Genomic DNA, 24593 nt, shown 5'->3' with positions numbered 1-24593 from the left:
TTTAAATCGTTTATCCCACTCTTTATCAAGGGGGGATTTCAGCATGGGAAAAAATAGGCTCATTCAATCGATTAGCCAAATCATTCCATACATCATGCTGCTCATCATTTTGTTATTTCCATTTACAGCGAATGCTTCTACAACGGTTGGGGACATTGAATATGATGATAATAGTTTGACTCCAACAGAACAGCAGGCTGGCAGTAGTGGTGGAGGGATCAATTTAAATCCTCTTGATTGGGATTGGAGTAGTATCGGTGATGCCATTGGTGATTTTGTGGATGGCGTAATCGAAGGTGCCATTGATCTTTGGGATGGATTTTTAGACTTTTTAGGTGAAATAGGACAAATGCTAGCCGATCTGTGGGATTCCTTACCGGATTGGGCAAAAGATTTAATTATTACGATTGGCATTATCGTTGCTGTTGTAGCGGCTATCGTTTTACTAGTCGTGGGCGGGATTATCTCTATTGCGGTCGCCGTTGTCGCAGCCGTTGTGGCAATTATAGCAGGAATTATCTATTTTGCCTTATATGGTGGAACAGATGCTTTTAACCCCTTGCATGCGGCACTTTGGATTGTAGGTGGAGCGTTAACAGGAGGATTAATTGCGTTTGCTGTTCAAGCAGGCGCTGTTGGACTATTACTTCAAGGTTTGCGATTTGGAATAGGAAAAATTGGTACTGGTTTACGGGTTGCTTTTCAATTTATTTGGTCGCGAGGGCTTGTTCCCGCATTTCAAGCCGGTCGTGCTGCACTTCAGTTTGCTTGGGCACGAGGAATTGTTCCAGCGTTCCAAGCGATTCGTACTGGGATTCAGGCAGCCTGGACACGAGGAATTGTCCCGGCTTTTCAAGCGATTCGTACTGCTATTCAAACAACATGGGCAACGAGGATTTTGCCTTTCTTGCAAAGTATGAAAACTGCTTTTAGTGGTTTCCTTGCTGCAAATAATGGTTGGATGGGACTATTAAAGGTAGGTATTAGTGGTTCGGTTGTTTCGGTCTTTTTTGACATTTCAATCGGCGTTATGACGGGTGAATGGGATATCAAAGGTATGGCAGTAAATGCTGTAGTCGCATTTTTTGGTTCTGTCTTTGGTGCCGGATTATGGACCAGAGTCCGCAATGTAGTAGGCTGGAAGCGATTGGGCTGGATCTTATATGGTGGTGGAGTTGGAACAGGGTTGGAAATCCTTAAGCAATGGGTTATGGGTGATGGTATAAATTGGACCAATGTCGGAATAAGTGCTCTCGTTTTTGGCACGCTCGTTCCACTAAATCGATGGACAGCTGGGTTAAACATACCTGAATGGCTAGAAAAATCGCAAATTATTGACTTTGCCAAAAAATTCCCAAGCAAATTTCTGACGGATTTTTATAAAGATATTATTTACTGGAATAATCCAGATGCACACCCAGATAATGGCTTAAGAAATTACTTCAATGCATGGGGAGATTTTATTAATAATATCAAGTATGAATTCAGCTCTGGTTATAAGAATTGGATGTGGAAGTTGTTTAAGATACACATACCTTAAGAGTCTTTTTCCTAATCAATAGGGCAGGGAGTGTTTTTATTGAGTGATCGGATGTGGAATATTATTTGGCTGTTTTTTGCCAGTACAATTATTATAGGAGGCTTCACACTAGCCTATTTTGGGGAAAGAGGACAACTAGGGATAATCATGGATAACCCATGGATTAAATACTCCATTATATTGTTTGGATTGATAGGTGTTTTTTTTATCGTATATTCCGAGGTACGGAAAAGAGTGGAGGTTGAAAGTGTCAAGACTGTTCTTGTTACGATTTTAATCATCATTATCGTCTTTGCTTTCTTTGCTCTTACTCGCCTGTAAGTTTGAACGACAACTGTATAAATGGGGATGTTCAAAATTAAGGATCAAGTGGATGAATAGCTAAGTTTGCGCCGTCCTGTTGCAACGCCTTTTCGACCAACGTCCTGCAGGCATCGGTAAAAATGACACTGCGAGCTAAAGGGATCTTCGACTAAGTGCCGAAACGTCCTATGTCGTACGTCGAAGCACCACACACGCGCAAGTTCGTTGGCTTGTTTCTACGCCCCTCGGAAAACGACTTTACCTTCGTGTGATGCGGATTCAGGGAGGCTTTCCCTTGTGCGTCGAAACTACGCAGCTTCGGACTTTCGACACACACGATGTGGTAGTGTCGGTGTTGCTGACAGGATGTCAGCGTAGTCGCCGACGGGTTCTTTTTTCCTCCTATTTGAACACATACTCAAAGATTGTTTATGGACCGACCGTCATTATGAGGATTCGGTCTTTTTTTCAAAATAGTCAAGACTGGAATGGAGAGAATAGTAATGGGAAATAAAGTAAGACCCCCGAAAATCATGATCCCAGTAAGCGGGAAAGATCAGATCATGGCGGCTCCCTTTGTTGGCATGTGGGAACTAGCATATATTAGCCCGAATATAGAAGTGGGTAGGGGAATTTACAAATTATTAGCCATTTATAGTGGTCGTTCAGATAAAATAGCCGCAGATCATTTTTATAAATTTCATATCTTCGATTCCGAAAGCAAAATTGTTAGAAGTGAAGATATTGCGGAGTATTGTATGAAAGTTTATTTAACTTTTTATACGATTATGATTAGTCGAGATGATATAAAGCATACCTTAAAAACAGGAGGAGCTTCTCTTCAGGGGATTCGAGAAAGTCTAGATAAGATCAGAATAGCAATGATCAGAGGTTATGAGCAGGAATTTGGAAAACAACATAAACTTTTTCAAAATATCAATGATATCTTGGTTTATATTGATCAGCAGAAAATCCTGGAAGAAAAAATGTACGATTATGCGGTTAGAATTCAAACTATTAAATCAGAAATTGAAAAAGTTGGAAGTATACCAGAAAAGACTTTTCTCCATTTATTACAGGTAACAAGTAAATTCAAAACATATGCAAGGCAGCGAGGAATACTGTTAATGCAACACCAAAATAAACTAAGGTTAGTCCGATCTTTATTAAAGGACACGATGATGGTGAAGTATTTGAGTGATGACGAAAGAGAATTGACAACAGAGATCATAAAACAAATTAGTACTGAAATTGAGTATCAACAAATCGTTTTTCACTCTCATAGTAAAACGCTTATTACTCCCAAAGGTTACATACGGAAACTGCAACAAGTCCCTGAAGACTTTATTCGTTTAAAAGCAAATGAATTCGTTAGAGGAAAGTGGATAATCAATAGACAAAAGCATCGTTTTACTTGGTTCAAAAACGACAGAAAGGTGGATTAAGAGATGCTTGCAAAGCGATACTGAAACTGAAATAGAAGGGAGTGATTACATGGAACAGAATAAAATAGAGCAGCACGTGAAGATCGCTGCTTTGATTGCCATGATAATGTCAATACTAACCTTCATCTTAGTTATGATATCCCAAATATGGGGGTTTTTAGAATTATCGTGGTGGGTGTTCGTTGATATGTTCTTACTTCTAGGATTAGCTTATGGTATCTATAAAAAAAGCCGTATATGTGCACTGTTATTATTTAGTTTATTTCTATTAAACCAAGTTGTTCTTTATATAAATTGGAATGTCCTTGTCACAATACCTCTTGGATGTGTTGTTATGTACTATTTATTTAAAGGAATCTTAGCCACATTCTTTTATCATAAAAAGACAACAACTATCACCGCAACTGGGAAACAGTTCAATGATAAATGGTATAAAAGATTTGATTTACTCTCCCTTTGGCTGGCAATCTCTGTATGGTTCTTTCTGATCATGCTGATTATAATTAGTTTATTAATCATTCATACTTCTATTGTTCCCGAGACGATGGGAGGTATCTTCCTTTTTATCTTTCTTGCCCTAGTTTTATTCGGCAATCTCTTATTTTCTCTCGGTGGTATTGGCTTAGGGATTACAAGTTTAGTAAAATATAAAGACAGAAAATTATTTGCCATTCTTGGTATTGTGTTCAACATTCTATTTTTAGGTCCTTATATTTTCTCAATCCGATTTTTTGTTTAATCATATGGCTAAAATGGTCGAATGGTTAATCGTAAGTTTGTTTTAAAATTTCAAAGCTTATTTATCGTTAAAAATATGGTAATCTAGAATATATAAAATGGAGATAGGTGGAGCTTATGAGGATATTATGGGATCTTGATGGAACAATTTTTAATTCGTACCCAGCGATTTTAGCAAGCTTTTGTACAGTTTACGAGGAGTTTCATGGAAATCGAGTGGATGAGGTAGAAGCCCTTCGCTGGCTCAAGCGAACTTCAAAGGAGGCCTTTGCTCATTTTGGTATCCCTGAGCAATATCGTGATCGGTTCAAAGAATTGGATCATGCACGTGCAGAGACAGGAAGTGAGCCATTTTCTGGTGTCGAGATAGTACTGGCTGCAGCAGAGGTCAATGTGATTGTAACCCATCGGACACGTGAGTCTACAAAGGAGTTACTTGAAAAGTGGGGTCTTGCAAAGTATTTTGATGAAATTGTTAGTCCTGATGATGATGGATTTCCGCGCAAACCTGAGGTAGATGCTTATCAATATATACATAAAAAATATCAATTAGATTGGGCGATTGGAGATCGAGCACTAGATCTGATTCCTGCAAAAAAAGTTGGTTTAAGGACTTGTGCTTTTCAAAATCCTAATATTGAGGCAGATCTTAAAATTGAAGAATATACAGATGCTGTTGTGGATCTGTTAAGGGGGCCGTTGAAATGAATAAACGCGCTTTATTGAATGTAGATTATACGTATGATTTTGTTGCTTCTGATGGGAAACTTACTTGTGGGAAGCCAGGACAAGATATTGAAACAGCGATTGTTCAGGTGACCCAAAATTTCTTCGCTGCCAATGATTATATTGTTTTTGCTATTGATAAACATGAGAAAGGTGACGTTTATCACCCGGAGTCAAAGCTTTTTCCCGAGCACAATGTAGCCGGGACAGCAGGAAGGGAACTTTATGGCTCTCTCCAAGACTGGTATGAAAAGAATAAACAAGCGACAAATGTTTATTATATAGATAAAACGAGATATAGTGCTTTTGCGGGAACTGATTTAGACATAAAACTACGAGAACGTGGAATTGAAGAAGTACATATTGTCGGTGTATGCACAGATATTTGTGTGTTGCACACGGCGATTGATGCGTATAATAAAGGTTTCCGAATTGTCCTTTACTCTGATGCTATGGCAAGTTTTAATGAAGCGGGCCATGAGTGGGCACTAACGCATTTTACGAATACTCTTGGAGCCAAAGTCATAACAGTTGCTTAGAAAGGTGTAAGCTTTTGTAGCAAGCACCGGAAGTTTGCTAGTTGCTGGACGTTTGAGCGAGATCTTTAAATAAAGGGAGCTAATGAATATGAATAAGCATTACCAGGACGACGGTCTAACATTACATACAGATTTATATCAAATTAATATGGCTGAAGCTTATTTCCGCGATGGAATCCACAATCGAAGAGCAGTATTTGATCTCTATTTCCGTAAGTTGCCATTTTCAAATGGATATGCCATTTTTGCGGGCTTAGAGAAAATCGTTCAATATATTGAGAATTTTCGATTTAGCGAAACAGATATTGCCTACTTACGTGATGAATTACAGTATGCGGAAGATTTTATCCAATTTCTACAAGAATTAAGGTTCACGGGTACAATCCGCTCTATGAAGGAAGGGGAAGTCGTCTTTAATAATGAACCAATTTTACAAGTAGAAGCGCCTTTAGTAGAAGCGCAATTGGTGGAAACAGCTTTGCTTAACATTGTGAATTACCAAACATTAATTGCTACAAAAGCTTCAAGAATTCGTCAAGTTGTTAATGATGAATTAGCTTTGGAATTTGGAACACGAAGAGCTCAGGAGACAGAAGCAGCTATCTGGGGAACAAGAGCGGCTTTTATTGGTGGTTTTAATGGGACAAGTAATGTGCGAGCAGGGAAAATTTTTGGATTGCCTGTGGCAGGTACACATGCTCATGCGATGGTGCAAGCTTATCATGATGATTACACGGCATTTAAAAAATATGCTGAAGCTCATAAGGAATGCGTTTTTCTTGTTGATACTTATGATACATTACGGTCAGGAGTACCTGCGGCGATTAAAGTGGCGAAAGAATTCGGCGATAACATTAATTTTAATGGGATCCGTTTAGATAGTGGAGATATGGCCTTTCTATCAAAAGAAGCAAGAAGAATGTTGGATGAAGCGGGCTTTAAAGATGCGAAAATCTTTGCATCCAGTGATCTTGATGAATACACGATTTTGCATTTGAAAGCCCAGGGAGCTAAGATTGATTCTTGGGGAGTAGGGACAAAGCTAATTACTGCCTATGATCAGCCTGCTCTAGGCGCCGTTTATAAATTAGTCGCTATTGAAAATGAGCAGGGCGAAATGGAAGATACAATAAAAATTTCCAGTAATGCGGAGAAAGTTTCGACACCAGGGAGAAAAAAGGTTTATCGGATCATAAATAGGATAAATCATAAATCTGAGGGAGATTATATTACACTTTGGGATGAGCAACCAGCAGAGGAAGAACGCTTGAAAATGTTTCATCCCACCCATACTTATATTAGCAAGTTTGTAACGAACTTTGATGCTGTTCATTTACATCATGTTATTTTTGAAGATGGGAAACGTGTTTATGAGTTGCCGGAACTTGTTGAGATCCAAGCTTATGCGAAACAGGCCTTACAATTATTATGGGATGAATATAAAAGGTCATTAAATCCAGAGGAATATCCTGTTGATCTTAGTCAAAGATGTTGGGATAACAAGATGGAGAATATACAAAAAGTGAAAGACGAAGTAAATCGGATTAAGCATTCTGAAAAATAGTGAGTAAGGAGGTTATTTCATGGATCCGCTCCAGCAAAAAATTATTGAAGAGTTAAAGGTGAGCCCTAAAATTGACGTGAATGAAGAGATTCGCAAAAGCATCGATTTTATGAAAGCTTATATGAATAAATATGGTTTCTTTAATGGTTTTGTATTAGGCATTTCAGGTGGGCAAGATTCGACGCTCGTTGGAAAACTTGCGCAAATGGCAGTCGATGAATTGAATCAGGAGCGAGATGATCAGAAATATCAATTTATTGCTCTGAAATTGCCTTATGGTACACAGGCTGATATGCAGGATGTAGAAGATGCATTAGACTTTATCAAACCAAGTCAGGTTTATGAAGTGAATATTCAATCAGCAGTTAATGCAAGTGTTAGAGCGATTCAAGAGGCAGGAATCACTATAAGTGATTTTACAAAAGGGAATGAAAAGGCTCGTGAACGTATGAAAGCCCAATATAGTGTAGCGGCTCATTTTAATGCCGTTGTGCTAGGAACAGATCATGCTGCTGAAGCATTGACAGGTTTTTACACAAAATATGGTGATGGTGGCTCAGATTTAGTACCTATTTTTCGTTTGAATAAGCGGCAAGGTCGCAAAATCCTGAAAGAACTTGGATGTCCAGAGCATTTATATTTGAAAATCCCTACCGCAGATCTTGAAGATGACCGTCCTTTACTTCCAGATGAAGTGGCACTAGGAGTTTCATATGAAGAGATTGATGATTACCTAGAAGGAAAAAAAGTATCAGCAACAGCAAAGAATACAATTGAAGCACTCTATCGTAAATCAGCTCATAAACGGCACTTACCCATCAACATTTTCGATGACTTCTGGAAATAACGAAAAGCGAAAGCGCCTGTTCAGCGGCGTACAAATTTAAAGGCTTCTGACGAGATAAAGGAAACACAGTGAGGACGGAGGACGAACCGATGTTGACTTATCGTAAGAAGAAGCCGTAAATTTGCTAGCCGCTAGGCGCTGTAGCTAGACAACGAAAAGCGGAGACGACTGTTTAGCTGCGTACAAACTATCTAGGGGCCTGACGAGATAAAGGAAACACAGTGAGCCTAAAAGGCGAACTGATGTTGACTTATCGTAGGAAGGCACCGAAAGTTTGCTAGCAGCTAGGAGTCGGAGCTAGACAGAGAAAAGCGAAAGCGCCTGTTCAGCGGCGTACAAATTTAGATAATAAGGATGAACGGCTAAAAAAAGCGCGTCGTCCTGGCGGCAGACTCAAACCGCGACGTCCTGTCGCTTCGTCTGCACTAGTACATCCTGTACGTCGCAACGCCGTTCTGACCAACATCCTGTTGGCCTGAGATAAAGGAAAAGTGAAAAGCGAAAGACGGCTGGTTAGGAGCGACAAGCAAATGTTCCTGAACCGAAGAAGGGTGAACTTGCCCTTCAGGGGTTCAGGGTTATTTGACCTCGAGCTCCTGCCGTCTGGAGCGAGACAGTACGGTGAGGACGAAGGACGAACCGATGTTGACTAACGCAATCAGAAGCCGTAAATTTGCTAGCCGCTAGGCGCAGGACAAAAGGGTGAATGTGAAATGAATAAGAGTGAACAGCTAAAGACGAATTTGCTAGCATGGACGTCGCAACAGTTCTGTTCTACATTGTGTGCCTCTTAGACCAATTGATAGAGACATCGCTCATTATGACTAGAAACTGTACTAGGATTCTTTTTGCAATCTAATTATCAAATGATACGAAATAATCATGGCAGGTAAAAAGTGGTGGAAAATTCAAAACTTTTTATCTGCCTTTTTTGTTATAATGAAGAAAAGTAGGAGCTCTTGTTTATAAAGGGTTTGCTGTTCTTTCAGCATTTCTAAACTACTATTTCTTCTGTACAAGGTGCACCCTAGTACTTCATACGTCGTGGCATTTATATTCTCTGGTTTTTGTATGAATCTAAAGTAAGTTAAAGAAAAGTAAAACGAAGATATAAGGAATTTAAGATGATAGAAAACGAAACGCTGATATAAATAATAGAGAGATGGTGTACTACTATGGATCATGAGATAATGCAAAAACAAGTTCAAAAAATCATTGCCAACATTGAAAAAGTTATGATAGGGAAGACCGATATTACCCGCCTAAGTCTTATAGCTTTATTAGCAGAAGGGCATGTTTTATTAGAAGATGTACCAGGGGTTGGAAAGACAATGATGGTTCGCGCTTTGGCCAAATCTGTGAATGCTACCTTCAAACGTATCCAATTTACTCCAGATTTATTGCCTTCAGATGTTCTAGGCGTATCTGTCTATAACCAAAAAGAAATGGAATTTATCTTCAGACCAGGACCGATTATGGGAAATATTATTTTGGCAGATGAAATTAATCGCACCTCACCGAAAACACAATCCGCTCTTTTGGAAGGAATGGAAGAAAAAAGTGTGACGGTTGATGGAACGACACTAAAATTAAAAAGTCCCTTTTTTGTAATGGCTACGCAAAATCCGATTGAATATGAAGGAACCTACCCACTTCCTGAAGCACAGCTTGATCGCTTTTTACTAAAAATGAAAATGGGTTACCCGAATATCTCTGAGGAAGTGGAAGTGTTGACTAGATCACAAAAATATAGCCCAATTGAGGATTTAGATTCTGTTGTTTCCCTTGAAAATTTAATCAAGATGCAAAAATGTGTCAAAGAAGTCTATGTAGAAGAAGGGCTAAAATATTATATTGTGGAATTAGCTAGACAGACGAGGGAGCATGAGGATGTTTATTTAGGCGCAAGCCCACGAGCATCTATCGCTTTAATGAAAGCAGCTCAGGCCTATGCTTTCATTGCTGGTAGGGATTATGTGATCCCTGATGACATTCAATATCTTACACCTTATGTTTTTTCACATCGGGTCATTTTGAAAGCAGAAGCTAAATACCAAGGAATCCGTTCTGAAGATGTATTAGAGCAAATTATTAAAAATACTGACGTGCCGATAAAAAGGACTGTTTGATCATGTTAAAAACTAAATTGAAACGTCTCCGTCGATTTGAGTCCTTATTCAGGTTTGGCTTATTGCTTGTCCTGTTAGGAATCTCGTATGTTTTTGCGATGTTTCAAGGTGGATTTGTTAGTTGGTTTATTTTTTATAGTTTTCTACCGTTTGCCGTATATGCATTCCTTCTCCTTTTTTATCCTTTGCAAGGATTCAAAGTTGAAAGAATAGTGCCTAAGCGCAATTTAAAAGCAGGAGAGAGTATAAAAATTGACATTACGCTAAAAAGGAAAGTCCCTTTCCCCATTTTGTTTTTAGTAGTAGAAGATATTCTCCCTTCCGATATCCACTCCGAACAGTATAAGCAATTGGTTTTCCCTGGTTTTAAAAGAAAGATAAAGTTACAGTACTCATTAAAGGTTGCTAGAGGGGAACATAGGTGGGAGGGAATTCGTCTTATTACAGGAGATATTCTTGGTATTTTAAAAAAGGAAAGATGGTTTGATTTGCAACAAACAATCCTTGTTTATCCTCAATACGAGGAATTAATTTATAAACCATTAGAAAGCCGCTTTGAACATGGTGGAGCTGTGAATCCTTTGCAATTCCAAAGGGATACCTCCCTTGTTTCGAGTGTGAGACAATATCAACCAGGCGATAGGGTTTCTTGGATTGATTGGAAAGCTACAGCGCGTACGAATAGCATGATGACGAAAGAATTTGAGGTAAGACAATCGAATGACTTAATGGTCGTTTTAGATCGGGAAAATACTCTCCATTTTGAAGTTTCGGTCCAATTTGCAGCATCACTAGTTAAAACGATCATTCAACATGGGGGGAAACTTGGCTTTTTCTCCGTTGGCACAACAGTGACTTATATCCCCATTCGGGGAGAGGAGATGCAAAAGAATATCATCTTTCACCATCTTGCGAGAGTCTTGCCCAATTGTGTAACGCCATTCGTTCATGTGATGAATAAGGAATTAGCTCCTTATCAGCAAACAGCCACAATCGTAGTCATAACGTCATCAGTCACTAAACAGCTTGTCGATGGATTAAGTGAGGAGACAAGAAGAAGTGGTGGGATGATCATTTATAATATTAAAAAGCGCGGCACTTCCGTTAATAAGGATGAAGGGAAATATATTTCACTAGCAAATCAAAGAGGGATTATGATAAAGACCCTCTATGAAGGTCAATTTCAAATGGCCTTTTCGGAGGTGCTTCAAGCATGATACGTAAACAAAGAATCGGTTTTTTCCTCTTATATGGATTAGGTTTTTTCTTATTATGGGAATGGTTAAGACCACTTGAACAAATTACCAATACTGGGCACATCGAATATTTTGTTTACTTTCTGTTGAGTGCACTATGCATATATTTTCTCCAAATTCGTCCATGGCTAGGATTCTTGTTAAAAATGCTCCTGATCTATTTCTTTCTATTTCTCGTTTTTGGAAAGGAAAACAGCGGATTAGGGGGATGGAGCTATCTTTTGCTTCAAGATAGTGTCGATAATATAAAACTGTTGTTATCAGGCCAATTTGATAATTTGTCTGATCAATTTCGGACTGCTTTGCTTTATATTTTAATTTGGATTGTTACCTATCTATTTCAGTATTGGATAGAAGTAAAAAGATCCATTTTAGTCTTTTTTATTATGACGATTTTTTATATAAGTGTCCTGGATACCTTTACGAAGTATGAAGCGAAATGGGCAATCGTTAGAATCATTTCCATTGGATTTGTCTTGCTTGGACTATTATTTTTCGAACGGTTAGTTGCAAAGGAAAGTATAAAAATACCAACGACGGCAAAATGGAAATGGACACTTCCACTTGTTATGATGATCAGCTTTAGTGTCTTTATTGGTTATATTTCTCCAAAAGCTGGTCCGGTTTGGCCTGACCCAGTTCCCTTTATCCAATCACAAGCAGATAATGTTTTACCGCGAAATAACGAAACTTCACGGATTGGATATGGAGAAGATGATACGCGTCTTGGGGGCCCTTTTCTTCCAGATGATCGAGTTGTCTTTACGGCTCAAACGCCATCAAGACAGTATTGGCGAGTGGAGACGAAGGATATTTATACAGGGAAAGGTTGGAGAGCATCAACAGGGCAAAGTCCTTTAGGAAATATTCAATCAGGGGAGAATATCCCCGTTGATCCTATAATAAATAGGGATTACAAAGAAACGCAACAAGCCCATATTACAATGAAATTACTTTATCCACATATCCTTATTCCGTATGGATTCATAACAGTAAAAGGAAATGAAAATGGTTCTTTTCAGTATGATTTTAATTTAAACAAGTTACGATCTTATAATGAGCAAAATAATGCAGTTGAACTGGAACAATATACAATCGAATATCAGAATAAGAACTTTAGCGTTGAAGAGATGAGAGAGACGAATGATCATTCTGTTGACACAAATGTGAAAGCATGGCTGGAGTCGTATTTACAATTACCTGATTCATTGCCTGACCGAGTAAAGGATTTAGCAAATGAGATTACGGCAGGCCATGATAATTGGTTTGATAAAGCGAAAGCGATTGAGCAATATTTTAAAAATGGTGAGTTTATTTATACTCAAGAAGATGTTCCGGTACCAGAGGGGAGTCAAGATTATGTTGACCAATTTCTTTTTGATACGAAAAAGGGCTATTGTGATAATTTTTCTACCTCGATGGTAACATTATTAAGAGCAGAGGGAATACCGGCACGTTGGGCAAAAGGCTATGCACCTGGACGCTATATGGGGCAAAATGGAACCTATGAAGTTACAAACAATGATGCCCATTCTTGGGTAGAGGTGCTATTTCCAACACAAGGTTGGATGCCGTTTGAGCCAACGATTGGCTTTCAGAATGCTGTGGACTATTCTTACGATGAAAATAATGATCCAGCGATCCCGGCTTCTTCAGGTAATTCAGCTATAGAACCGGAGGAACAACAAAGAGAGGAACCTAAAGAAGAGAAGATAGAAGAACCTAAGCAAGTTGAGAATGAGAGAAATTCCCAACCGGAAGAAAAAGAAACCACTTTAATGAAGAAATACCAAATGTATGTTATCTATGTATTGCTTGGGCTAATTTTAATCGGGGTTCTATTATTTGGTATGAGAAAAAAATGGCTTCCTTATTATTTGTTATATTTATTTAAGGGACCTTCTGATCGAGAGAAGTTGATCGAGGCATATGGGAAGCTGCTGAAACAGTTAGCGAGAGTCGGGTTAAAACGTGAAAAAGGCCAAACACTACGTGACTTTGCCTCACAAGTTGACACATATTATAAGATCGATGATATGAGCGTATTAACAGAAAGTTACGAAAGACTAATTTATCAATCGCCTACGAGTGAGCAAATTGACCTAAAAGCGACCAAGGAATTATGGGAAAATTTAATAAAAAAAGCAACAGGTTGACCGAAGGGCGTTTCCAAGTATAAAATGAGATAAATCAGTGATTCTACTAGTTAAACCATTTGCTGTGTGTGATGAGCTGAAATGCTCCTTCGTATATCCGAGGGAGCATTTAAATCGTTTTACAAATTTCTGATGTACTGGTAAAAAGATAAAACAATCATCAGGATAAGGGCTCTTCATTATTCAATAAAGTGCATGGCATTATAATGGCTTCCTATGACTAGTAAAAAGCTCGTAAAACATGTTTTTGGATTAAAGGTAAAGAACTGGAGGGATTTGACATGGCGGGAAAGACTGAACTACATAATCAAGAGATGATCGTTGTTCTTGATTTTGGAAGTCAATACAATCAATTAATTACTAGACGAATCCGTGAATTTGGCGTTTATAGTGAATTACATCCCCATACAATTACGGCGGAAGAAATTTCAGCAATGAATCCAAAAGGGATTATATTGTCAGGTGGGCCAAACAGTGTTTATGGCGAAAATGCTTTTAGATGTGATGAACGCCTATTTGAACTTGGTATTCCAGTGCTTGGTATCTGCTATGGAATGCAGTTAATGACTGTTCAATTTGGTGGAGCAGTGGAAAGAGCAAAAGGAAGAGAGTATGGAAAAGCGACTCTAGAAGTAAAAGAAGAAACACCATTATTTAAAGGTCTACCAAAAGAACAGAGTGTCTGGATGAGTCACGGAGATTTAGTGAAGGATGTACCTGAGGGCTTTTCAGTTGTTGGGACAAACCCATCCTGTCCGATTGCGGCAATAAGTCGGGAAGACAAGAAATTCTACGGTGTACAATTCCATCCAGAAGTACGTCATTCAGTACATGGAAATGAAATTCTAAAGAACTTCGTATTTGAAATTTGCCAATGTACCGGTGACTGGTCCATGGAAAACTTCATAGAAGTTGAAATGGAGAAAATTCGCCAAACCGTTGGCGATAAAAAAGTTCTTTGTGCATTAAGTGGTGGAGTAGATTCTTCTGTCGTTGCTGTCTTAATTCATAAAGCGATCGGGGATCAATTAACTTGTATCTTTGTTGATCATGGACTTCTCCGCAAGGGCGAAGCAGAAAGTGTAATGAAAACCTTTAGTGAAGGTTTCCACATGAATGTTATTAAGATAGATGCAAAAGATCGCTTCTTAGGTAAATTAGAAGGTGTAACAGATCCGGAGAAAAAACGAAAAATCATCGGAAATGAATTTATCTATGTATTTGATGATGAAGCAACAAAGCTTGAAGGTATTGAATACTTAGCGCAAGGGACACTTTATACGGATATCATTGAAAGTGGTACAGCCACTGCGCAAACAATCAAATCCCATCATAATGTAGGTGGATTGCCAGAAGATATGCAATTCGAATTAATCGAGCCTTTAAATACATTATTTAAAGATGAAGTAAGAGAACTTGGAACAGAACTAGGAATCCCAGACGAAATTGTTTGGAGACAGCCATTCCCTGGACCAGGACTTGGTATACGCGTTTTAGGCGAAATAACAGAGGAAAAGCTAGAAATTGTCCGGGAATCTGACTATATCCTCCGCGAAGAAATCCGCAAGGCTGGACTAGAACGCGAAATTTGGCAATACTTCACCGTACTACCAGATATTCGAAGTGTAGGAGTAATGGGAGATGCCAGAACCTATGACCACACCATTGGTATTCGAGCAGTCACATCTATTGATGGCATGACATCAGATTGGGCAAGAATCCCTTGGGATGTCTTAGAAATAATCTCCACTAGAATTGTCAACGAAGTAGAGCATGTCAATCGTGTCGTATATGATGTGACAAGCAAGCCACCTGCGACGATTGAGTGGGAGTAGTTGAAGGTGAGCCGAAACCCCTTTGATGACAAGGGTTTTCGGCTCTTCCCCTATTGTCATTGCATTGTTATTGCATTATTTGATTCTAAATCCTTCCGAAGATACTGAGCAGTAAATTGATTTTTAGGCGAAGTATCTTTATTTTCAGTTGCAGTTTGAAAAGATAGGATACCTTTTAGTTTATGAGCAACCTCAAAATTACTATTAGGATACAAATGTCCATAAGTGCCGAGTGTTGTCTCAATATCTTCATGTCCTAAACGATCTTTGATGATTAATGGGTTTTCTCCCATACTGATAAGCAGAGAAGCGTGGGAATGTCGTAAAGCATGTAATCTTATTCGATGAACCCCAGCTTTTTTGAATAACGTGTAATGGCATTTGCTAACGTATGCTTTTGTGTAGGGATACCATTATAGCTCATCACAAAATTGGTTTGGACGATAGATTGCTGTTTTTCCTTCCATTCGTGGAGTAACATTAATGTATCTTCATCTAATGCAATATGACGAACACTAGCTTTTGTTTTTGGTTCTACAAAAGAATAGTTATCTAAATTCTTATAGTAAAGTGTTTTATCGATTGATAACAAACCTTTGTCAAAGTCAATATCTTCCCATTGAATCGCAGTGGCTTCTCCAATTCGCATGCCTGTCATAAACAAAAACCACAATGAAATAAATAAAAAATGTTGATAGTAGTCTTCCTTATAAAAAAGGGAGATGACTTTTTCAAATTCTTCTTTTGTCCAAAAATCTATTTTTGTCTTTGTCTTTTTTACATTTCCAACAATTTTCGATGGATTACTTTCGGTTAAACCTAAAACAACAGCTCGATCCATTGCCATGGAAAACAACCCTTGAACATTTCTAATATAAGAAGAACGATACTTCTTTTTAGATAATGCTAATTGCCATTTTTGAACATGAATTGGGGTAATTTCGGTAGTGATTAAACTATTAAAAAAAGTGAAATGTTTTCTGACGGCCGGTAATCGATTATCGTACGTTCTTCCTTTTACTTGTGTTTTATACCAAGGTAAGAAAATATCTTCAATAAACTGTTGGAACAGAATGTCATCTTGTTTTTCTTCTAATTCATCTGATTTTGTAAGCAGTAACCTCGAATATTCTTCCCTTGCTTCTTTTTTAGTTTTAAAACCACTACGGTACTTCTGAATTTGCTTGCCAGTGATTGGGTGATACCCTAAATTAGCACGGAAATAATATGTTCCGTTCTTTGCTTTTTTGACGATATCTTTAGTCACGATTTCACTCCTTACGCAATTAGTGCAAGAAGTACAAATCACACATCTAAAGTTATCCCTAATACTTCCTCAACAGCTTCTTTAGGAACACGATCTAACTTTTTTGACTGATAATACGTGTGTCCTTTTGATATCATTAGCTTTTTACATTCCTTAATGATATCAGCTGAAAAAGAGGGACCATAACCTAGTGCTACCAAGTCTTTTTTAGTGACTGTGACCATATGAACTCCTTTCCATAGACTAGGATATACTGTTTGATATCTGTCTATTATTATATCGCGTCTATAAAACTAATTCTAATATATTACGTGATTTTGGCTCTTGCACTAAAAATAAAGATTCTATTGTCATAACTTGATGGTTATAGTTTCTAATCTTGTTGATCTGAAGATTAAAAATCAGATAGCTGTCGGTAACAGCTCCACGGGAATTTCACCCCTGCAAGTATTTCTTCCAGCCCTACTCATAGCTTGCGACGCTTTGAACGCTCGAACCATGACGATAGGGGAGTATCATTATTCTTGCTAATGAGTTATCGCCAACAATCCACCACAATTGTATTAGACTCATAGATAATCGCTCGTTTCTATCGAAAGTCATGGCGTATGAATCAGGCAGCTCATCATCAGCAGAACGTATCTGATTTTTGTTTATACACTGCACAGCGTTATCTTCCGTGCTTTCTTTGTCAAAGAACAAATATATGATGAATGAAAGGGAAAACCTAACCATTCTGTATTCAAATTTTGAAAGTTAAAACAGATTGCATAAGCTTCGCTCGTAAGCGTTCGCGTGTATCTTCATCGATGCCTCAATAAGTGTTTCCTTGTTCATCACGGAGCTTACGCATGGATAAACTTGTCATATAGCTTCTATAATGTAGAACAACTACTTTCATTGCTTCTAGCTCACCCTTATTTGCAGCTAAAATGATTGGATACGGCAAAAAGCCACGCTCATTGATTTCCGTATTAGTATTAATCATCCCATTCATCTGCATGCTCCTCCAAAAAACGTCTTGATGATTTCCCCTTTCATTACCTTCAACAAGTTTTTTTGTAAAATGCCAAAAATCAGAGAAAAAGTTTTTAAAAAACAATAACCCAACTGAATATTAACAGTTAGGTAGAATCATTTTTAATATTTAATATTAAGGACCAAAACAAGAAATACTTTAAATGTCAAACTCTATTTTATTACAATTCACATAAAAACTGATCGAACATAATAATGAATAATACAAAAATAAAGTTTTTTAAATCGTGGTATTAATAAAACCATATTTGAAAAGTTCGATTAAAATATAATAAAAACCTGGTTATAGCTATTTTCATTTACTCATTTTTTTATCAATTAATTCACTTACTATTGGCTATATTATTTAATATTTCTTAAGCCTTATGATAAACATTATTCTACTTGAACACCTTTAATTTGATACTATTTTCCGATTAACCAATTTCTTTAACCCCACCATTATACTTATAGATGATAATAATTTCTGATTTTTGGAAAGTGGATGATGACCTTCGTATATTTCCCATCTTCTGAATGAATGGAAAGGTCATGTCCTAATTTAAGAGCCATTTCTTTTGCAAGGTAGAGACCTAAACCGGTAGATTTGGCATGACTTCTCCCAATAGATCCTGTAAATCCTTTTTCAAATACGCGGCTGATATCCTCTGGCTTAATTCCAATGCCTGTATCTTGAATCTGTAGCCGCTTTTCTTTTCGATCTTCCTCAAATTGTACGGAGATTTCCCCGCCTTCACCTGTATATTTTAAAGAATTTGAAAAAACTTGATCCATAATAAAACCAAGCCATTTACTGTCGGTATGGACAACCTGTTCAATATTGTCCATATGAAAACGAATTTGCTTGTTAATAAAAGATTTGGCAAATTTCTTTACACTGTTTTTAGCGACTTGATCCAACACTACCTCGGAAATAAAATAATCTTTGGAAAAAGAATCAATGCGAGAATAATAAAGAGCCTGCTCCACGTAATTTTCGATTCTATCCAACTCATCTTCAAACTTGTCCACAAGGTATTCAACAGTTCTTCCATTACTGTTTTCCATAAGCAAGCGACCTGCCGCAATCGGAACCTTGACTTCATGAATCCAAGATGTAATAAAGTCTTGATGATCCATTTTTTCGTTATACAACTTTTGTAATCGATCGCCATGCACACTATTTACTTTTTTTAATAACTCAAGATATAACAGTTGTTCATCGTTTCGCGGTTTAGGCAGAGTTGCGAGAAATTCTTCATGATTACTTTCAACCAAATCATTTAATTCCCGATAAAATTCTCTATTGTAATAGTATTCGATGATTACGTATATAGCTACAATAAAAAAGATAACCACATTGGTATATACGATATTACTTACAGCGTTTCTGGAATCTGTGCTCACAATCATCATCAAAGAAACAAAGAACATAATGATCACGTTTAATATAAAGAAATTCCGTTTATCTTTTAGATATTGAAAGAAACTCATTGGATAATATAACCTTGTCCTTTCTTAGTCATAATGAAGTGTTCTTTTCCAAGTTCAGCAAGCTTTTTACGCAGACGAGCAATATTAACCGTCAATGTATTTTCGTCTACGAAATTTTCATTCTTCCAAAGGCTACGCATCATTTTCGTACGACTGACGATGGTTCCTTTATTTTTCATCAGGATTTTCAAAATAAGAAATTCTGTTTTCGTGAGTTCCGACTTTCGATCTCCATGTAAGGCCTCTCCGTTCTCAAGGTTTAATATAATTCCATCATGTTCGATTGTCTTAGACTGTGTTTCCATGTAGGAATACGTTCTGCGGAGGAGTGCATTAATTTTTGCAATCAATACATCCATATGGAAAGGTTTTTGAATATAATCATCTCCTCCCATGTTCATCGACATCACTATATCCATTGGTGTATCACGGGAAGAGAGAAAGATCATAGGGACCTTTGAAATTTCTCTGATTTTATTACACCAGTAAAATCCGTCAAACGATGGCAAATTGATATCCATGATGACTAGGTGAGGATCATGATTAAGAAATACCTGCATGATTTGGTCAAAGTCTTCGATCTTAACGGTTTCAAAACCCCACTTTTCTAATGTTTCCCCTACCATATCATGAATGGTCAAATCATCTTCCACAATCATGATTTTCATTCCTCTTCCCTCCAAACAATCATCCTTCTTTAACATCATGTTAATTGAATATCGACCAACATACAAAGAAAATATCGTGTTTAAAGATATTTTTTATCAATGTGACGAAAATGTAAGGTTACGAGATCAAGCTGTAAGTTTATATAAAGGGCACCTATTGTAAAATAAAAACGTAAAACAAAACAACTCTGAATGGAGGATTTAAATATGAAAACTATTGTCGAAGCAAAACAAATAAAAAAAGTCTATGGTGCAAAGGGAAATGTATTTTCTGCTTTGGAGGATATAGACTTAACCGTCATGGAAGGTGAATTCGTCGGTATTATGGGTCCCTCGGGTGCTGGTAAATCAACTTTACTAAATATATTGGCAACAATTGACGAGCCGACTGCTGGTGACATCGTGGTTGACGGAATCAATTTGACAAAGATGAATGAAGAGCAATTATCTGCCTTTCGCCGTGACAAACTTGGTTTCCTTTTCCAAGACTATAATTTATTAGATACTCTAACTGTGAAAGAAAATATTATCTTGCCGTTAGCCTTGGCAAAATTGAACGTTAAGGAATTGGAACGAAGAGCAGATGAAGTGGCAGATAAGTTTGGCATTCGCGACATTTTAAATAAGTACCCGTATCAAATTTCTGGGGGACAAAAGCAACGCACGGCAGCATCACGCGCGATTATTTCAAAGCCAAACCTAATATTGGCAGATGAACCAACAGGTGCGTTGGATTCGAAATCAGCAACAGACTTATTAGAAAGTTTAAAGGATCTTAATGAACAAGACAAGGCAACAATTTTAATGGTTACCCATGATGCTTATGCGGCAAGTTATTGTAATCGCGTCCTATTTATTAAAGACGGTAAAATCTTCACAGAACTTGTGAAAGGGAAAAGATCCCGCAAAGAATTTTTCAACAAGGTGTTGGATGTTCTATCCGCACTGGGGGGTGGAGCAAATGACGTTATTTAGTTTAGCAAGGAAAAATATTAAAGGTAATTTCAATAATTATTTTGTCTATTTTGCTACGCTCGTCTTCAGCACGGTTATTTATTATACGTTCACTTCCTTGCAATATAGCGAAAAAATTCAGGAAAGCATTGAATTGTCGGATACAATGAGTTTCATGTTTGGGGTATCATCAATTATCTTAATTTTATTCGTAGCAATCTTTATTTTGTACTCCAATTCATTCTTCACAAGAAAAAGGAAGAAAGAAGTCGGATTGTACGCCATACTTGGTTTACGCAAGAAAACCATTGCAAAAATGTTATTTTATGAAAATTTGATTATGGGAATCATTGCAATAGTTATTGGAATTATTCTTGGAACCTTACTTTCCAAATTATTTGCAATGATTTTAATAAAACTTATGGGTTCAATTGCCGAGGTGGACTTCGGTATTTCCATTCTAGCGATTACCCAAACAGTCATAGTCTTTATGGTCATTATTTTATTCACTTCCGTTCAAGGTTACCGTTTGATTTATCGTTTTACATTAATCGAATTATTCTATGATGAGAAAAAAGGAGAACAAATTCCAAAGGTTTCACTTATATCGGCTGTTATCGGAGTTATATTGCTTGTCGTTAGTTACTGGCTGATATTAAAACCATTTCCTGACGAATTTACTACGGAATATTTAATGAAAAATTATGGTATTGCTTTTGTTGCTCTCGTCATTGGCACCCATTTATTTTTTCGATCTGTAACAGTCTATTTATTAAGATTATCACAAAAAAATAAGTCGCGTTATTATAGAGGAACTAGAATAATTGAAATATCTCGCTTACTGTTTCGTATTAGAGGGAATGCACGTACCTTTACAGTCATTGCATTGTTGAGTTCTGCAACGATCTGTTTCTTAGGTGCAACTTACAGTGGGTATTACAGCAACGAAAAAAGAGCTGAGGAAGTTGTTCCGTTCAGCTATTCGCATTTGTCAAAAGGTCCAGAATTTGATTCGCAGGTGGAGAGCATAATAAAAGCAGATCATCGACATCCAATAAAAGCCCAACTAGACATACCCGTCATTCAGGTAAAAGGAATACTCTCATTTCAACTGGATTATGACATAAATCCTGTGCAATTAATCTCAGAAAGTACATTTAATAAAGCAGCGAATGCTTTAAATAAGGATGAAACAGTCTCACTATCAAGAAATCAAGCAGCAGTAATCCAGCCAAGGTTTACTGAATATACGAAGTCGGTTTTTAAAGGAGAAAATATAACGATTCAATTGCCTCAAGGAAGCAGCGAACTGCCATTTGTTCATATGGTTGAAAGTAATGTGCTACCTTTCGATTATCCCGATTTCTTTCTCGTAGTCAGTAACGAAATGTTTGCTGAGATAGCCAAAAAAGAGGCTCCATTAACTTATAAAGTGTATGAAGTGGAAAATGAAGTAACGGCACAAGCCACATCAAAGAAAGTAAATAAACTGGTTGGAAACGATTTTCAAGTTTCTTCATCATTTTATACGGAGTATAAGCAAGGTAAAGAAGGAAACGCAATTACTCTCTTTATTTTTGGATTTTTGGGGCTTGTATTTTTAGCGGCAAGTGGAAGTATCATTTATTTCAAACAGTTAACAGAAGCGAATGAGGCGAAAGGACACTATGAAATCCTTAGAAAAATCGGTGTCAATAAAAAGGATATACGTAAATCAATCAAAAGACAGTCATTATTTGTGTTCGGATTGCCACTAACCGTAGGAATATTGCACAGTTGTGTGACATTGTACTTTACTAGCAACTTTATTTCTAATCTCATTGGAATCAATCTTATCTTCCCTATTCTAACGGCTATAGTCTTTTTTGTTATCATCTATGCAGTCTATTACGTATTAACCGTTAATACGTACAATCGCATTGTAAATAAATAAGAGCGAAACATCTCTCGAATGTTCGGTTCGAGAGGTGTTTTGTCATGTATTCCATTGTTAAAAAAATCCTCATTACTCTGGAATCTAGACCGATTATATTATTGAAGTTCAAATTGAACATCCTTAAATCTTCTAACAACAAAAAATCGAATGATTGGAAATATGATAACTCCCATACAAAATGTATCACCAATAGAAACACAATTAAGCCTGTACTATCAGAAATGATGCCATATTTTTTCATTAATTTATTTTGAACCATGTAATATTCTTTCTCGGTAATTATGTACGGGTTAGCAGTTGTTTTAACATAGCAATTTGCATACCATAAGTAATCAAGTTCTGTTTCAAAAAGCACCCCCCCTTTTAATTAATCAGTTAAAATCAGACGGCTGTTGGTACAGCTCCACGGGAATTTCACCCCTGCAAGTATTTCTTCCAGCCCTACTCATAGCTTGCGACGCTTTGAACGCTCGAACCATGACGGTAAAGGAGTATCATTATCCAATCTGATGAGTTATCGCCAACAATCTACCACGACTGTTTTAGACTCATAGATAATCGCCGTTTCTATCGAAAGTCATGGCGTATGAATCAAGTGGCTCATCATCAGTAGAACGTATCTGATTTTTTGTTTATACTGCGCGGCGTTATCTTCCGTGCTTTCTTTGTCAAAGAACAATATATGTGAAAGGGAAAACTTAACCATGTAATCAAATCTTGAAAGCTAAAATGCCCTGCATAAGCTTCGAACGTAAACGATCATGCGTGTCTACATCAATGCCCCAATACGTATTACCACGCTCATCATAAAGTTTACGCATAGACAAACTTGCCATATAGCTTCCATAATGCAAAATAACGTAATTCATCGCTTCTGGATCACCCTTATTTGCAGCTAAAATAATTGGATACGGTAATAAGCCACATTCGTTGTCTTTTGTGTTAGCATCAATCATCCCAGTCATCTGCATGTTCCTCCAAAAATCGCTTTAACCTTTTAAAAGAGCTTGTCCGTCTTTACTGAACCGTACTACGAGGAATCTCTAGTAGTTCGGCTATTTCTACATCTGATTTATTAAAAAAATAGTATAGTAGGACTGTCTTACGCTTTTCTATTGGCAAAGTACGCAATGCTTCAGCAAGTAATTTAGGAGTAATACTTTTTCCCGCCACTTGTAGATTTTCACCCTTTTCTCCTTCATATTGATGATCTAAGGTAAAGAGTTGATTTTCTTCTTGTGGTGTGAGATCCGAAAATGTCATCTCCTTTGTTAGACGTTGTTGCCTTTCGTTATAAATGTTGATTGCTTCATTCTTCAATACACGTTTACAAAAGGCATTAAATGCACAGCGAATTTGCCACTCGGTACGATCTGGTTCTATCATGCATTTCCTCTCCCTTCGCAACTGCAAAGGTGGGTGATGATTTCCCCTTTCATAACCTTCAACAAGATTTTTTATGAAATGCCAAAAATAAAAGCAATATTTTAAAAAATATTCATTAAATACAAAAAAGCCCAACTGAACATAAGCCAGGTGGGAGTAAAAATTTATACATATTATTAAATGGAAAATTCTATTTAAAAAGTTGAAAGCCTTAGTTCAAGAAGAAAACAAATTACGACAAAACAAAAAGTAAAAGTAATATATGAGCTAAGGCACGATTATCCTGTGAAGACATTACTCAAAATTTCCGGTATTCCACGTAACACTTATTATTATAAAATTAATACTTTTGAGCACTCAGATAAAAATTCCAAGTGGAAAAGGCTCATTAGTTCTATTTTTGAGAAGCATAAGGGCAGATATGGTTATCTATAAATGATACTCTAACAATGTACAAAAACGATTGGATAAGAATGTACAGTTTTGATTATAGTGCTTTAAAAACTTTATATGGAGAAGTGGACATGATAGCCTGATAGCTATGCCAGACTCTGTAGGGCCTGGCTTCCTGGCATGTCAATCATGTCCACAGGGGCTCCATGTAAAGTTCGCATATTGATTGACAAATCATTAAAAGTCATTTCTGTACATCATTTTACAATCAAAAGTGTACATATTTAAAACATCATTTATAGTTATGTAACTGCTAGACTAAAGTGGACAGATTCTGCTCGATAGAATTGAACACTTTCTGCCAAAATAACTCTCAATCAGTTAAAATATTTACGTAGAC

General features: G+C 37.2%; 20 protein-coding genes and 1 pseudogene. 14 read left to right on the top strand and 7 right to left on the bottom strand.

Annotated elements, in window-relative coordinates:
- Positions 1–43 precede the first annotated feature (43 nt).
- From J2Z23_RS20860 to guaA, 12 genes are all read left to right on the top strand, one after another.
- Entirely contained in the window at positions 44–1540 is a 1497-nt protein-coding gene (locus tag J2Z23_RS20860; protein WP_057987195.1) for a hypothetical protein, read from the top strand.
- A 39-nt stretch (positions 1541–1579) separates the two neighbouring features.
- Positions 1580–1861 carry a hypothetical protein gene (locus tag J2Z23_RS20855; protein WP_057987197.1) on the top strand — a complete coding sequence of 94 codons (282 nt, stop codon included), beginning with the start codon at positions 1580–1582 and terminating at the stop codon, positions 1859–1861.
- A gap of 485 nt (positions 1862–2346) precedes the next feature.
- On the top strand, positions 2347–3288 hold the full coding sequence (locus J2Z23_RS20850) for a hypothetical protein (protein ID WP_064468413.1): 942 nt from the start codon (positions 2347–2349) through the stop codon (positions 3286–3288).
- 49 nt (positions 3289–3337) lie between these two features.
- Positions 3338–4027 carry a hypothetical protein gene (locus tag J2Z23_RS20845; RefSeq protein ID WP_209975160.1) on the top strand — a complete coding sequence of 230 codons (690 nt, stop codon included), beginning with the start codon at positions 3338–3340 and terminating at the stop codon, positions 4025–4027.
- Positions 4028–4143: 116 nt separating this feature from the next.
- Positions 4144–4734: an HAD hydrolase-like protein gene (locus J2Z23_RS20840; protein ID WP_057987203.1), complete on the top strand. Its 591-nt coding sequence runs from the start codon at positions 4144–4146 to the stop codon at positions 4732–4734.
- Positions 4731–5291 (top strand): cysteine hydrolase family protein, encoded by a 561-nt coding sequence (locus J2Z23_RS20835; RefSeq protein ID WP_209975158.1) that lies wholly within the window; start codon positions 4731–4733, stop codon positions 5289–5291. Before J2Z23_RS20840 ends, J2Z23_RS20835 begins: the two co-directional genes overlap by 4 nt.
- An 88-nt stretch (positions 5292–5379) precedes the next feature.
- Complete coding sequence (locus J2Z23_RS20830; protein WP_057987207.1) at positions 5380–6855, top strand: nicotinate phosphoribosyltransferase; 1476 nt, start codon at positions 5380–5382, stop codon at positions 6853–6855.
- 19 nt (positions 6856–6874) lie between these two features.
- A complete protein-coding gene (gene nadE, locus J2Z23_RS20825) occupies positions 6875–7702 on the top strand; it encodes an ammonia-dependent NAD(+) synthetase (RefSeq protein WP_209975156.1) in 828 nt (275 codons plus the stop codon).
- Positions 7703–8877: 1175 nt separating this feature from the next.
- Positions 8878–9831, top strand: a complete 954-nt coding sequence (locus tag J2Z23_RS20820) for an AAA family ATPase (RefSeq protein ID WP_057987211.1) — start codon at positions 8878–8880, stop codon at positions 9829–9831.
- Positions 9832–9833: 2 nt separating this feature from the next.
- Positions 9834–11048 carry a DUF58 domain-containing protein gene (locus J2Z23_RS20815; RefSeq protein ID WP_209975154.1) on the top strand — a complete coding sequence of 405 codons (1215 nt, stop codon included), beginning with the start codon at positions 9834–9836 and terminating at the stop codon, positions 11046–11048.
- Positions 11045–13243, top strand: coding sequence for a transglutaminase TgpA family protein (locus tag J2Z23_RS20810; RefSeq protein ID WP_064468416.1), 2199 nt, complete (start codon positions 11045–11047; stop codon positions 13241–13243). Before J2Z23_RS20815 ends, J2Z23_RS20810 begins: the two co-directional genes overlap by 4 nt.
- Positions 13244–13524: 281 nt before the next feature.
- A complete protein-coding gene (guaA, locus tag J2Z23_RS20805) occupies positions 13525–15078 on the top strand; it encodes a glutamine-hydrolyzing GMP synthase (RefSeq protein ID WP_057987218.1) in 1554 nt (517 codons plus the stop codon).
- Positions 15079–15134: 56 nt separating this feature from the next.
- Here guaA and J2Z23_RS20800 read toward each other — a convergent pair.
- The 5 genes and pseudogenes from J2Z23_RS20800 to drcR form a co-directional block, all read right to left on the bottom strand.
- A pseudogene (locus J2Z23_RS20800) lies at positions 15135–16345 on the bottom strand (site-specific integrase).
- Positions 16346–16383: 38 nt separating this feature from the next.
- Entirely contained in the window at positions 16384–16569 is a 186-nt protein-coding gene (locus tag J2Z23_RS20795) for a DUF3173 domain-containing protein (RefSeq protein WP_057987222.1), read from the bottom strand.
- Between the two features lie 590 nt (positions 16570–17159).
- A complete protein-coding gene (locus J2Z23_RS20790) occupies positions 17160–17342 on the bottom strand; it encodes a helix-turn-helix domain-containing protein (RefSeq protein WP_107589062.1) in 183 nt (60 codons plus the stop codon).
- A 488-nt stretch (positions 17343–17830) separates the two neighbouring features.
- Positions 17831–18856, bottom strand: coding sequence for a daptomycin efflux sensor histidine kinase DrcS (gene drcS / locus J2Z23_RS20785; protein ID WP_064468418.1), 1026 nt, complete (start codon positions 18854–18856; stop codon positions 17831–17833).
- Entirely contained in the window at positions 18853–19524 is a 672-nt protein-coding gene (gene drcR, locus J2Z23_RS20780) for a daptomycin efflux response regulator transcription factor DrcR (protein ID WP_064468419.1), read from the bottom strand. Before drcR ends, drcS begins: the two co-directional genes overlap by 4 nt.
- Before the next feature lie 207 nt (positions 19525–19731).
- On the opposite strand from drcR, the gene drcA reads away from it, so the two are divergent.
- Complete coding sequence (drcA, locus tag J2Z23_RS20775) at positions 19732–20499, top strand: daptomycin efflux ABC transporter ATP-binding protein DrcA (RefSeq protein ID WP_018705605.1); 768 nt, start codon at positions 19732–19734, stop codon at positions 20497–20499.
- Complete coding sequence (drcB, locus tag J2Z23_RS20770) at positions 20486–22411, top strand: daptomycin efflux ABC transporter permease DrcB (RefSeq protein WP_209975150.1); 1926 nt, start codon at positions 20486–20488, stop codon at positions 22409–22411. The genes drcA and drcB overlap by 14 nt, the downstream gene beginning before the upstream one ends.
- 713 nt (positions 22412–23124) lie before the next feature.
- Here the strand turns inward: drcB and J2Z23_RS20765 are convergent.
- Together J2Z23_RS20765 and J2Z23_RS20760 are read right to left on the bottom strand one after the other, a co-directional pair.
- Positions 23125–23379 carry a helix-turn-helix domain-containing protein gene (locus tag J2Z23_RS20765; RefSeq protein ID WP_017795849.1) on the bottom strand — a complete coding sequence of 85 codons (255 nt, stop codon included), beginning with the start codon at positions 23377–23379 and terminating at the stop codon, positions 23125–23127.
- 52 nt (positions 23380–23431) lie between these two features.
- Positions 23432–23800, bottom strand: a complete 369-nt coding sequence (locus tag J2Z23_RS20760; RefSeq protein WP_476629907.1) for an RNA polymerase sigma factor — start codon at positions 23798–23800, stop codon at positions 23432–23434.
- Positions 23801–24593 lie beyond the last annotated feature (793 nt).

Source organism: Lederbergia galactosidilytica (assembly GCF_017873565.1).
GTDB lineage: Bacteria > Bacillota > Bacilli > Bacillales > Bacillaceae_C > Lederbergia > Lederbergia galactosidilytica.
The sequence above is the reverse complement of the archived record's forward strand: the minus strand, read 5'-3'. Positions and strand labels throughout refer to the sequence as shown.